We start from the raw sequence: 12072 nt of genomic DNA, 5'->3' as shown, positions 1-12072 counted from the left end.
GGAAAAGGGAAATTGTTTAGGATAAAGAAGGAGTATTGGAGTATTTTAGGATAAAAGAGGTTGGATCTTGAATCAGTAAAGGCATACCCAAGCACTCAAATGAATTATTTTCGTAACTTGGGTACGTCCAAACTATTACTAACCGTTATTTTTATTCTGGCTGAACTGGTTCTTTCATTTGTCCTCCGGTTGGAAGTTCAATTCCGAGTTCAGCTAGTTGTGCTTGGGCTTCTTCCTGTGTAATCGTGCCGTTTCGCTGTTGTTCTATGATGCTTTGGGCTTTTTCTTTCGTTGCTTCATCCAAATCCGCGAACATATCGCCACGGCCTCCGCCTGGATTTCCGCCTATACCGCCAGGACCACCCGTACCATGATGTGTGGTAGCCTGCTCGGTAACGCCCGATTCATTTAGCCATGTCACAGTATCCGAAATCGTAAACTCGACTTTATTTGTGGCACCTTGATACTTTGCCTTTGTATACAATCCGTCGTTTTCATCTCCTGTTGCTGTACCGCCCCAGTGAAGTGTATAAGCGTCATTTTCCGCTAATTGTGGTGAACTGATTACCACCGATTGAAAATCTTTCCCAGGTGCAAAAGTCAGTAGAGCATCTCCGTTGCTATCTTCGAGCTGAAGTACCGTTCCAGCTGCTTGGGTTTCAGTATACGTCATCATAACTGTGCTTTGGGCAGAGTCTTCAGAAGTGGCCATTGCCATACCTGCACTACCAGTAGCAATAAGTAAGCCTCCATCAATATTAAAACTTTGATCATAGTCCAAGGAAGCGTTGTTGTTGTTGGCTGGACCGTTTATGATTACTGTTCCGTCTTTCATAACAATCGAACCATTGGAATCAAGGCCGTCTCCCATTGCGTTCACATAGACATAGCCGCCGATAATGGAAAGGACATTCTCTTCCGTACTTTCTGTTGATGAAAAGTCACGGCCGGAAGCATCTGCGCCACCACCAATGTTAATACCGTCATCAGAAGCATTAACATGTATTTCTCCATCAGCGATAGTAATGGTTTTACTTTCCACGCCTTCGTAACTCTTTGTCACATTGATATGACCACCCTTAACTAGAATGGAAGTATCAGCATGGATTCCATCATCTCCTGTATCTATTTCCAACTCTCCGCCAGTGATGGTAATCGAATTATTACTGTGAACCGCATCATCCAAGGAATCAATCGTAAAGGTACCACCACCAATAGCTATTTCACCAGCTGCTTTTATACCTTTCGTACTTTCGGTATCCATCTCCGTACTTGCGCTAGTTGTAGCTGCAGGATTGTTCATTTCACCAGGCATGCCAGGCATCTGATTATTTTCATTTGTTTCAATCGTTTCGGGACTACCATTACCGGATGTAATCGTAAAATCGCCATCAGCAATCAGGAGGGAAGTCTCTGCTTGAATTCCATCATTTGCCGATTTTATATCAAAGCTCCCACCTTCAATAGCAATGATTGCTTTTGAAGTATCTTTGTCATTTGTTGATTTGATTCCGTCTCCTCCTGCTGTAATCGTTATCTTCCCATCTTGAACGGCAACGAGGTCGCGTCCCATCAACCCATCATCTTTTGCGTCGATTTGGATAGTCCCACTAGTAATTCTTAAATCATCTTTAGAGGCAATCCCATTGTTGTAATTGCCATTCACGACTAATATGCCATCACCGTTTATCGTCAAATCATCTTTACTGAAAAGTGCGGCGTTTGGTTCATCGTCTTCTGAGTTTTCATAGACGTAATTTTCACCATCGCTTAAACTATTAGTTGTTCCTTCTTCCAATGAGACAACTGTTTTTTTCGCTTTTTCTACATAAATGGGGGAGGAGGTTGATGAAATGATTTCCACTCCGTTCAAAATCAGCCGAACCGTTCCTTCATCCTCGGCATTTACAATAATTTGCCCGTCATTCAACTTCCCGCTAATTTCATATACACCGGATGTTCGAATGGTGATGGTACTGCCATCAATGGTAACGCCACCGTTCCCGTCAAAACTTGCACTGTCGCCTTCAAGCTTGATGGAAGTGGCATTGTCCCAATCGGTATAATAATCCTCATCGGAATATGTTACTTTATCTTTAATCACACTAGCTACTTCCTGGTTGCCAATGGTACTCAAACTCTCTGCTTCAGCAATTGCTGGTTTACTAGTTGAAGAATTCTCTTCTGTAGTATCACTGCATGCAATTAATAACGCACTACACATTACAAGAGGTGTTGCGATTTTTATAAACTTAGGTTTACTATTTTTCATTAAAATTGACTCCTTTTCATATGTCGATTAATAATCTGTCATAGCATCTGAGGCTATTATTGAGGGTCAACCTTAAACCAACCTTAAAAAATTAAATTTGCAATTCTGGAAATTGGTCCTATAATCAAACGTAGAAAATGAACAGAGAAATGAGGGAGCAGGTAGATGAAGCTATTGATTATTGAAGATGACAAATATCTCTCTGATTCCATATGTGAAACGACTAAAGAGATGTTCGAGGCGGAGCAAGCGTTCGATGGAGAAGAGGGGCTGTTTCTAGCAGAACAGAATATATTTGACGTCATTATTCTAGATATCATGCTGCCTTCGATGAACGGATACGAGGTATTGTCAAACCTGCGAAAGCAAAACATAACGACTCCTGTCATTATGCTGACTGCAAAGGATGGCATAGATGACAAAATTCAGGGGTTCAAGGTGGGGGCGGACGATTATCTCGTCAAGCCGTTCCATAGGGAAGAGCTGTTGCTCAGGCTGGAGGCGATGGTGAGAAGATTGGGCAACTTATTGAAGGAGAATGTGATTACCTTTAAGGACCTCAAATTGAATATTAAGAATAAGACCGCTGAACTTGATGGAGAGCTACTTAAACTTAATGGCAAGCAATTCGACCTTTTAGAGTACTTGATCAATAATAAAAATGCCATATTAACAAAAGAGCAAATTTTCGATCGGATTTGGGGATTTGAATCCGATACTTCGATGACAGTAGTAGAAGTGTATGCAAGCAATCTGCGCAAAAACTTAAAAAAACATGGCTATGACCAATTCATCAAAACGTACCGTGGATTAGGATATATGCTTGCGGATAGTGGTGATTAGAATGTTTAACAAGACAATATTCAGGAAGCAGCAGCTTAGGTTCATGCTACTGAATCTGCTTGCATTTACAGTCATTTTTGCAATTTTTAGCTTCATCATTTTCGGTCAGGTTCAAAGAACTTTGTACTCCCATGCAGATGAGGAGCTGCAATTGTTTAAAGAGCGACTTACTGACGATTTGAATGGTTTGGAGGGGGATGAAATAAGACCGATGCCTGGAAAAGGAAACCAGGACCCTTCTCCGATGGATAAAAAAAGAGACAACCCGAACCCGAGGATTGTGGTGATTCAATGGGACCGTACTGGCAATATTTTGAATAAGGGAGAAATCGGATCTTTATTTTATGAAAATTATCTCACAGATTATCAGCTCGATAAAACCAAGATAGACGAAATCAAGATGATGGCAATTGACGATATGTACCATTTCAGGTACCTTCTTTTTGAAGATGCAAACGAACAGGATGACATTGCCTATATTCAGCTTTTGATCAATGTGGATGCGGAACAAACGATTATTTCCAATTTTATGAAACTGGTGACAATTTGTTCAGTAATTTTCATTATTCTTTCGATTTCAGCAAGTTTCCTATTATCTAGAAAGATGATGAAACCAATTATTTCATCGTGGAATAAGCAGGCGGAGTTTGTGGAAAATGCTTCACATGAACTAAGAACGCCATTAACCATTATACAAAATAAATTAGAGCTGCTGCTTAGAACGCCGCAAGAAAGAATAGCAGATAAATTTGAAAATATTGCTTTGAGTCTTTCTGAAACACGCCGTTTATCAAAGCTAACATCGGATCTGTTAACTTTAGCAAGAGCAGACTCAGCAGAGACCGAACTTAATATAAAACCTGTTGAGTTTGATGCTTTTGTTCAGAAGGTTTGTGCTCCCTATCAGGAAATTGCCGAGTCACAGCAGAAGCATTTTTGGCTTAACTTAAAATGCCCGATTTCAATCAATGTCGATGAAACCCGCCTGCATCAGTTATTCGTCATTTTGCTTGATAATGCTTTGAAATACACAGGGGAAAATGACAGCATCGGCGTGAAAACTTATGTTGAGGATCAGCGTGTAGTAATAGAGATGAGTGATACGGGAATAGGGATAAAAGAAGAGAATATACAGCATATTTTTGAGCGTTTCTACCGTGAAGACCGAGCACGATCAAGAGAAACAGGCGGGGTTGGTTTGGGGCTATCCATCGCCCAATGGATAGTCGAGAAACACAGAGGCTCCATAAAAGTCATGAAACATCAACAAAAGGGAACGACTTTTATCATCAAACTTCCTAAGTAGGGGATTGCAGAAATGCAATCTCTTTTTTTATACGATTTTCTGTAAAGATTTTGTCCCAAAGAGGCAAGTTAAGAGACAACTAATGAAGAATGGGCGAAAAGTTGTCCGATAGAAGCGAGCTATGGGACAACTATTGGTGATTGGGGGAAAAAGTGTCCAATAGAATCGAGCTATGGGACAACTATTGGTGAATGGGGGAAAAGTTGTCCAATAGAAGGGAGCTATGGGACAACTATTGAAAAATGGGCGAAAAGTTGTCCGATAGAAGCGGGCTAAAAGACAACTATTGGTGATTGGGAGAAAAAGTGTCCAATAGAATCGAGCTATGGGACAACTATTGGTGAATGGGGGAAAAGTTGTCCAATAGAATCGAGCTAAAAGACAACTATTGGTGAATGGTGGAAAAAGTGTCCAATAGAACTGAGCTAAAAGACAACTATTGGTGAATGGGGGAAAAGTTGTCCAATAGAAGCGAGCTAAAAGACAACTATTGGTGAGTTGGGGAAAAGTTGTCCAATAGAACACCGAGCAAAGAGACAACCATTGAAAGAATAAGCGATCCAAAAGACGCCAGTTCAATGACAACAAGCAAACGAGCCGTGGAAGTAAGGTATCCCCATTAGAGTTAACCATGTCTGTTTAAACAAAACCCAGAACAGAATTTAATCTAATTTCCTTTTAAGGTTTGTTTAAGGTTTGTCCTCAATAATGTGATTCATAAGAGAAAGCAGAGAAAAGGAGAAACGCAGATGGAGGCAAGACGCTTAAATGGAGTAATGGGGCGGACGGAACTAAAACATGAGATTACCAAGATGGATTGCTATCTTTTGAGAAACAAATTAAAGCATTACATGAAGGTGGATCCCCACGCCAAGAAGGATGGCAAGTATTTGATTCGTAGTGTGTACTTCGATAACTTCGACAATAAAGTACTAACCGAAAAAAAAGAAGGTTTTTATCATCGCGATAAGTTTCGCGTAAGGCTCTATGACTACAATATGGACTTCCTAAACTTGGAGAAAAAGAGTAAGCGAAATAATTTGACATATAAACAAAAATGTTCGATGACAGCAGAGGAATTTGAAAAGATAAGATTCGGGGACATCACCTGGATGGAAAGTGACCCAAGAACGCTTATTCAAGATCTTTACGTCCAGATGAACATGTTTCAAGTCAAGCCAGTAACGGTTGTGGATTATGAAAGGGAAGTTTTTATATATGACCAAGGCAATGTCCGGGTAACATTCGACAGCAATATCAAAACGAGCTTTCGTAATAATGATTTGTTGAATCCACATCTGGCCATGGTTGAAACAAATCCGGAAGTTGTTATTTTAGAAGTAAAATATGACGAGTTCATTCCGGATGTCATAAAGTATTTGCTGCAGCTTGGCAATCGGAAAAAAGGGACCTATTCCAAATATCAAATCAGCCGGATGTTTGGGTAGGTTAATGGAGAAAATGGAGGGAAATTAAATGGAAATTGTAAATTTTGATGATATATTCAAATCAAGTATACTAGAAAAAACAAGTAGCTTCTCGATTATTGATTCAGCGATAGGCTTAATAGCGGCCTTTTTAATAGGGATATTTATTTATTATGTTTATAAGAAAACTTTCTCGGGTGTTATTTACTCCCATACATTCAATATTTCTTTAATCGTCATGTCGATGACCACCGCTTTAATTATTATCGGGATTTCGTCTAATGTTATGTTGTCTTTAGGGATGGTAGGAGCATTATCGATTGTGCGTTTCAGAACACCAATCAAAGACCCGATGGATATCGTGTATCTTTTTTGGGCAATCGTTGCAGGCATATTATGCGGAGCAGGATTCATCCCGCTCGTGATTATTGGTTCCGTACTTATCGGCCTTGTATTAATTCTATTCGGGAACCGCATAAAAGTAGAAAACCCATTCCTATTGGTCGTTCGCTATAATGAAACATCCATTGAGAAATCAATGGAACATATCATTTCCGGACATGTCAAAAAACACTGCATCAAGTCAAAATCCGTTATGCCAGGAAATGACTTTGAAGTAACCTATGAAATCCGTGTTAAAGAAAATGATATGAGCTTTATTAACAATATATCCGGCATCGAAGGCGTCAAATCAGCCATTATGTTAAGCTATGACGGCAACTTCACAGCATAAGTAGTTATCATTCCCGCTTTAATTAAGGCGGGAGTGTTTTTTAATTTTGATTATAACTGTTATATTAAAGATTGGAGTAAAATGTAATTAATAAAAAGAAGGTGGGATCCTGAATGACTTTTCTGATTAGAGTTAGGGCCTGTGCACTAATTATAGAAAATGACAGTATTTTGTTGGTAGAATTTGAAGATGAAAAAGGAGTGCACTACAACTTGCCAGCAGGTGGGGTAGAGCCGAACGAATCTGTGGTGGAGGCAGTCAAACGTGAAGCCAAAGAGGAAGCATCAATAGATGTGGAAGTTGGACCTCTAGCTTTAGTCTATGAATACGTGCCTCAAATGAGCGCCAATAAATTTGGGGAAACGCCCTCCTTGCAATTGATTTTCGATTGTAAAATTAAAAACGGAACGACTCCAATGCTTCCAAAAAATCCAGACCCGAAACAAGTTGGTGTTAAGTGGATCCAGCTTGCCGAATTGGCGGGAATCTCTCTATATCCTAATATTAAGAGGCAAATTTTAACATATGCAATAAGTCCAAAGAGTATAGAGTTCATTGAAGAACATCTTCTCCCGGTGGAATAGGACCCAAGACTTACTCAACACCTAATAGAAGCAGTAAATAGGTGATTGCATATACGGGAATGACAATGGAAGTGATCACGTACATAGCCATCTCGCCTTTAGAGAGTTTTCTTCTCCACTTCGTTAGCTTCAGCTGCCTTCGATAAATCACGCAAGATAGAAGGATTACTAAAGAAGCAACTTCCTTTACATTTTCTAAAAAAGATACCGTCATGTTTAACAGCTCCTTTCCTTCATCCGTGTCAAAACTTCACTTGTCCATCTATATGTAAGAAGTATTTTTCCTATTCATCTTAATCCATAGAGTTTACACTGTCTATAAAGAAGGAATTGCTCCAGTACGGATAGAACGAACGACATTCACGATAAAGTTAACAATCCACACTCTTCAATCCTTTATGATAATCTTAAGCATTTAGAGGTGATTAAATTATGCAGCAATTACAATTCGAAGCATCTTGGGACAAGGCATTGGCTGCCGAAGACCGACTTGAAATTAAAAGAATTTTTGATGAAACGAAACGCCATGATCAATCCGATATTGTTTTCACACCGATAAGAGAAGCTAATAACCATGAGGAAGCATTGCTTGTAACTGTATTGGTCCATAATTTTACGAATGAATCATTGAGTTTTCAAAATACAAGATTACTTTATAGCATACAAGGTGAAGTTATTGCAGAAGAAACATTCACTCTACCGGCACTGTCGATTCCACACAAAACAAGCATGCCCTGGACGTTTATTTTTCCAAAGGGCAGCTATCAACAACAATCCGATATTGTAAATGGGCATATAAGATTGATTTAATTACTGGGATTCATAGGCGTTAAAGGCAGGAATTAATAATAGGAATTGAATATCTATAAAATCTGATATATCCTTTTAATACTATAATTCATGAAGTGAGGAGTACATATGCATCGCATCGATGATGATTCAAACACATTATTTGCAATATACAGATCTCTCTTTGAATCGAATCCCGATCCGTGTTATGCATTGGATAAGAATGGGAAGTTTATTGTCATCAACAAAATGGCAGTAGACTTGGCTGGATATACCGGCGAGGAGATCTCCAAATTTCACTTTGCGGAAATCGTGGCGGAAGAACATAGAGAAATGATGCTTGCAACGTTCCAAGATGTTTTATTAAATGGAACGAGAAAAAGCTTCGATGTTTCCATAAAACATAAAACAGGCAAAATCATCGAGTTGTATGGAACCTCGGTACCTATTATTGTGGATAATAAAACATTGGGTATTGCAGGTATCGTGAAAGATATGACCGAAAAGAACCAGATGCAAAGAGAATTGGAGAGAACGAAGAACGAATTGGAGAGTGTGTTCAATAACATCGATGTTTGTGTATGGTCGAGCAACTTTGGACAAGAGAACGTTTTTCAGATTTCCACTGCCTGCAAAAAGATATATGGTTACACACAGGATGAGTTTAAAAAGAACCCCCATCTATGGATGGAATTGATTCATCCGGATGACATCGATTATGTAAAAGAGATGCAGCCAAAATTAGCTGAAGGGAAGTCTCTTAATCTCGAATACCGCATTATCGATGCTAATCAAAATATTAAATGGGTATCAAATTTTACAACGCCGATTTTTAATGAAGCAGGTGATATTATCAGGCTGAATGGAGTTGTGGCAGACATTCACCAGAGACGTATTGCCGAGGAGCAACTTGAATTTATGGCATTCAATGATGAGCTAACACAATTGCCGAACCGCAGGCGATTTGAACAGCTTTTGAATGAGTCCATTTTAAATGCCCGTGTGACAAATACTAGAATGGCCGTTCTGTACTTTGATTTGGACCAATTTAAATGGATTAATGATACGCTAGGACATATTATCGGTGACAAAGTTTTGCGCGTAATAGCAGAACGGTTGAGAACGTTTGTTGGAAAAGATGGGATTGTTTCAAGAGTGGGTGGGGATGAATTTATCATCCTGCTGAAAGATATCAATCAATTGGTGGAAGTCGAAGAGAAAGCGCAGGGACTAATTGACGACATTGTCCAACCCATCCTTCTTGGTCAAAGAAGCTATGTGCTCACGGCAAGCATCGGGGTCAGCATCTTCCCGGATCATACAAGGGATGGCGAGAAGTTGATCAACTTTGCCGACCAGGCTTTATACGTAGCGAAAAGAGAAGGGAAAAATACTTATAAATTATACCAACCCGAATTCTCCGAAGGCATCGTCAGAAAACTTGATATACTGCAGGCTCTGAGGCAGGCGATAAAAGACATTGATTCGTTAACTCTAAACTATCAACCGATTGTGGATGCGCGAAGTGAAAAGATTGTCGGCTTTGAAGCACTTTTACGCTGGAATGACCCCGTATTGGGAATACTGTCCCCTGCAGAGTTTATTCCTATAGCAGAGGAATCAGGGCTGATCATTCCGTTGGGGGAGTGGGTTATCCGCACGGCATGCTTCAAATTTAACGAATTATATAAGGCTGGCTTTTCTCCGTATCTATCGATCAATGTATCAACAAAGCAATTTGATAATGGGCAATTTGTGGAAAAACTTACTACTATCTTGAAGGAGACGAATTTTAATCCAAAATATCTCAAGATAGAATTGACGGAAAGCATCATGATGAAAGATGTAGAGGACGTAATCGATAAGTTGAATCAATTGCAAAAACTTGGTATCGGCGTATTTCTCGATGATTTTGGAACAGGTTATTCCTCTCTAAGTTATCTTGGGATACTTCCAATCAATACACTTAAAATCGATCAATCTTTCATACAAAATATCCATGGTTTATATCAAGAGACAATTGTACGTACAATTATTTCGATGGCGGATAGCTTGGAAAAAGGGATCATCGCTGAAGGTGTGGAAGAGAAGCATCAATTGCTTTATTTGCAAGAGCTGGGATGTCACTATATCCAGGGCTACCTCTTCGGTAAGCCGGTACCTTTCGAGAAAATCCCTGAAATGCTTAAAGAAAACTTCTAAAAGAGAGTTAGATTCCTTAAAAATTAATTTTCGGAAAAGGCGACTGCACAAGAGATGCAATCGCCTCTTTTTTATGAAAGAAGGATTTTATAGATTCTGAGAGAAACTCTAATGTAAATAGGGGGAGGAGGAAGAGGAGTATGGTGGATTTCCAAATTGGCAGGAAGAAGTTTAAAGTGGTTGGCTTAAAAGGTAGAGGATACTTTGAGAACCATGGAGTGGAGGTGCCGGCTCTCGCACAACAGCTATTGAGCCGGACTCATGAAATCGGGAACCATTTAGGTATAGAAATTGCATTATATGAACCGAAACGGGATGTAGGTCATCGGCAGGGGCACTATATTGTAGGGTTAATTGTTAGGGATTTCTTAAAAACCGTACCTGCAGGGATGGAGTTTATTGACATAGATCAACAATATGCCACGGCTAGAGGCAAAATTTCAACAATCGGCAGCATCCATACAAATTTGATAAATTGGGCGAACGTGCAGGGGTATACAAGAAACTTGGAGTCCTACATTGTGGAAACATACCACCCTATGGATGATGGAGAGGAAGAGGTTCAAATCTATTTACCGGTATATTAGTAATTAATAATCCCGAGCGCGGTTGCTAAATTAGAGCAATCGCTTTTTAGGTAGATGCTTCCTCGGAGATCTCTTATGGACAAAAAAGAGAGGAACAGGGAGATGAATGTCCATTAGAAGACCCCTCATGGACAAAAAAGAGAGGAACAGGAAGTAAATTGCAATAGCAGACCCCTCATGGACAAAAAAGAGAGGAACAGGAAGTAAATTGTCCAATAGCAGACCCTTCATGGACAAAAAAGAGAGGAACAGGAAGTAAATTGTCCAATAGCAGACCCTGGAATGTCAACACTAAACTGGACAATTTTTATAAGGACCTGTTCTTGAATTCCACTGGCGTTAAATAGCCTAGTGTTCCGTGAATTCGAATGTTATTGAACCAATGCACATAATCATTAAGTTCTAGAGCGAGCTGTTCAAGAGAAGCGAAGTGCGCTCCGTTTGCGAATTCGGTTTTAAATACTTTAAACATCGCTTCGGCCACTGCGTTATCATAGGGACAGCCCTTCATACTTAATGATCGCTGAATTCCAAATGTTTCTAAAGCCTCTGAAATTAGTTTATTATCAAACTCTTTTCCACGGTCTGTGTGGAACATCTTGATGTTATGTAAATCCCCTTTAATGCTCGCTAATGCCTGATAGACAAGGGCTGCCGTTTTATTTGGACCGGCACTGTGACCGATAATTTCTCGGTTGAAAAGGTCGACAAATAAGCATACATAGTGCCATTTTTTCTCAACACGGACGTATGTTAAATCACTTACAACTACTGCTAATTGTTCCTCTTGTTTAAACTGACGATGTAATTCATTTTTGATTAGTGCTTCATTACAGGTTTGTTTATACGGCTTATATTGTGCCACGGTATACTTAGATACCAGCCCTAATTGTTTCATAATCCGACCAATTCTACGACGGGAAACAATCTTTTTCTTTTTCTCTAATTCTACTTTAAGTTTACGAGTACCATAGTTGCTACGACTTTCTTTAAAGAGTCGTTGAATGTCGTTGGAAAGCTCAACTTCTTCTTTGTCATGTGCTTCTTTTTCACGCCGATTGGCGTGATAGTAGTAGGTACTTTTGGCGATGTTGAGGACTTTACACATTGCTGATATTGAATATTTGTGAACGTTATTTCGAATCACATCTATTTTCGTCCCATGATCAGCGCTGCTTGCTTTAAAATGTCGTTCTCCATCATTAAACGTTGGTTTTCTTTGCGTAATTTTATTAGCTCATTTTCTTCTTCAGTACGGTTCTCTTGTGCAGTGAATGCTCCTGTGTCCTGATGGTTTTTAATCCAGCGATCTAACGCAGAAGGCGTTAT

Annotated in this window: 11 protein-coding genes; 8 read left to right on the top strand and 3 right to left on the bottom strand. The window is 39.5% G+C overall.

Translation table 11 applies throughout. The features are described 5' to 3' along the window. Positions 1-151 precede the first annotated feature (151 nt). Complete coding sequence (locus CD33_RS06460; protein WP_052130062.1) at positions 152-2272, bottom strand: carbohydrate-binding domain-containing protein; 2121 nt, start codon at positions 2270-2272, stop codon at positions 152-154. 165 nt (positions 2273-2437) lie between these two features. Between CD33_RS06460 and CD33_RS06455 the strand changes: the two genes are divergently transcribed. The 5 genes from CD33_RS06455 (at position 2438) to CD33_RS06435 (ending at position 7165) form a co-directional block, all read left to right on the top strand. Beyond that, entirely contained in the window at positions 2438-3115 is a 678-nt protein-coding gene (locus CD33_RS06455; RefSeq protein WP_036199254.1) for a response regulator transcription factor, read from the top strand. Position 3116: 1 nt separating this feature from the next. Continuing rightward, the gene (locus CD33_RS06450) at positions 3117-4421 is read left to right on the top strand and encodes a sensor histidine kinase (RefSeq protein WP_036199252.1); all 1305 of its coding nucleotides are present in this window, start codon (positions 3117-3119) and stop codon (positions 4419-4421) included. A gap of 749 nt (positions 4422-5170) precedes the next feature. Beyond that, positions 5171-5869 carry a polyphosphate polymerase domain-containing protein gene (locus CD33_RS06445; protein WP_036199250.1) on the top strand — a complete coding sequence of 233 codons (699 nt, stop codon included), beginning with the start codon at positions 5171-5173 and terminating at the stop codon, positions 5867-5869. Positions 5870-5897: 28 nt separating this feature from the next. Next, positions 5898-6581, top strand: coding sequence for a DUF4956 domain-containing protein (locus tag CD33_RS06440; RefSeq protein ID WP_036199247.1), 684 nt, complete (start codon positions 5898-5900; stop codon positions 6579-6581). A 113-nt stretch (positions 6582-6694) separates the two neighbouring features. After that, entirely contained in the window at positions 6695-7165 is a 471-nt protein-coding gene (locus CD33_RS06435; protein ID WP_036199246.1) for an NUDIX domain-containing protein, read from the top strand. 10 nt (positions 7166-7175) lie between these two features. On the opposite strand, the gene CD33_RS06430 is transcribed toward CD33_RS06435, so the two are convergent. Then, positions 7176-7379, bottom strand: a complete 204-nt coding sequence (locus CD33_RS06430; protein ID WP_036199244.1) for a hypothetical protein — start codon at positions 7377-7379, stop codon at positions 7176-7178. Between the two features lie 218 nt (positions 7380-7597). On the opposite strand from CD33_RS06430, the gene CD33_RS06425 reads away from it, so the two are divergent. The 3 genes from CD33_RS06425 to CD33_RS06415 all read left to right on the top strand — a co-directional run bounded on the left by CD33_RS06425 (position 7598) and on the right by CD33_RS06415 (position 10743). Next, positions 7598-7975, top strand: a complete 378-nt coding sequence (locus CD33_RS06425; protein WP_036199242.1) for an SLAP domain-containing protein — start codon at positions 7598-7600, stop codon at positions 7973-7975. Positions 7976-8083: 108 nt separating this feature from the next. Continuing rightward, complete coding sequence (locus tag CD33_RS06420; protein ID WP_036199240.1) at positions 8084-10156, top strand: sensor domain-containing protein; 2073 nt, start codon at positions 8084-8086, stop codon at positions 10154-10156. 140 nt (positions 10157-10296) lie between these two features. Next, positions 10297-10743 carry a GyrI-like domain-containing protein gene (locus CD33_RS06415; RefSeq protein ID WP_235863356.1) on the top strand — a complete coding sequence of 149 codons (447 nt, stop codon included), beginning with the start codon at positions 10297-10299 and terminating at the stop codon, positions 10741-10743. 307 nt (positions 10744-11050) lie between these two features. Here the strand turns inward: CD33_RS06415 and CD33_RS06410 are convergent. Continuing rightward, a protein-coding gene (locus tag CD33_RS06410) for an IS3 family transposase (protein ID WP_235863354.1) occupies positions 11051-12072 on the bottom strand; the annotation gives its coding sequence in 2 pieces (ribosomal slippage) (positions 11051-11928 and positions 11928-12072; 1023 coding nt annotated over the 2 pieces). This gene is flagged as partial in the annotation.

It is taken from the genome of Ureibacillus sinduriensis BLB-1 = JCM 15800 (assembly GCF_000772955.1).
Classification (GTDB): Bacteria; Bacillota; Bacilli; order Bacillales_A; family Planococcaceae; genus Ureibacillus; species Ureibacillus sinduriensis.
This window is presented reverse-complemented; position numbering and strand designations above follow the sequence as displayed.

What these genes read in the sequence shown, in the direction of transcription:
- CD33_RS06460 (WP_052130062.1), bottom strand. Translation starts at nt 2,272, where the DNA reads ATGAAAAATAGTAAACCTAAGTTTATAAAAATCGCAACACCTCTTGTA.
- CD33_RS06455 (WP_036199254.1), top strand. Translation starts at nt 2,438, where the DNA reads ATGAAGCTATTGATTATTGAAGATGACAAATATCTCTCTGATTCCATA.
- CD33_RS06450 (WP_036199252.1), top strand. Translation starts at nt 3,117, where the DNA reads ATGTTTAACAAGACAATATTCAGGAAGCAGCAGCTTAGGTTCATGCTA.
- CD33_RS06445 (WP_036199250.1), top strand. Translation starts at nt 5,171, where the DNA reads ATGGAGGCAAGACGCTTAAATGGAGTAATGGGGCGGACGGAACTAAAA.
- CD33_RS06440 (WP_036199247.1), top strand. Translation starts at nt 5,898, where the DNA reads ATGGAAATTGTAAATTTTGATGATATATTCAAATCAAGTATACTAGAA.
- CD33_RS06435 (WP_036199246.1), top strand. Translation starts at nt 6,695, where the DNA reads ATGACTTTTCTGATTAGAGTTAGGGCCTGTGCACTAATTATAGAAAAT.
- CD33_RS06430 (WP_036199244.1), bottom strand. Translation starts at nt 7,379, where the DNA reads ATGACGGTATCTTTTTTAGAAAATGTAAAGGAAGTTGCTTCTTTAGTA.
- CD33_RS06425 (WP_036199242.1), top strand. Translation starts at nt 7,598, where the DNA reads ATGCAGCAATTACAATTCGAAGCATCTTGGGACAAGGCATTGGCTGCC.
- CD33_RS06420 (WP_036199240.1), top strand. Translation starts at nt 8,084, where the DNA reads ATGCATCGCATCGATGATGATTCAAACACATTATTTGCAATATACAGA.
- CD33_RS06415 (WP_235863356.1), top strand. Translation starts at nt 10,297, where the DNA reads ATGGTGGATTTCCAAATTGGCAGGAAGAAGTTTAAAGTGGTTGGCTTA.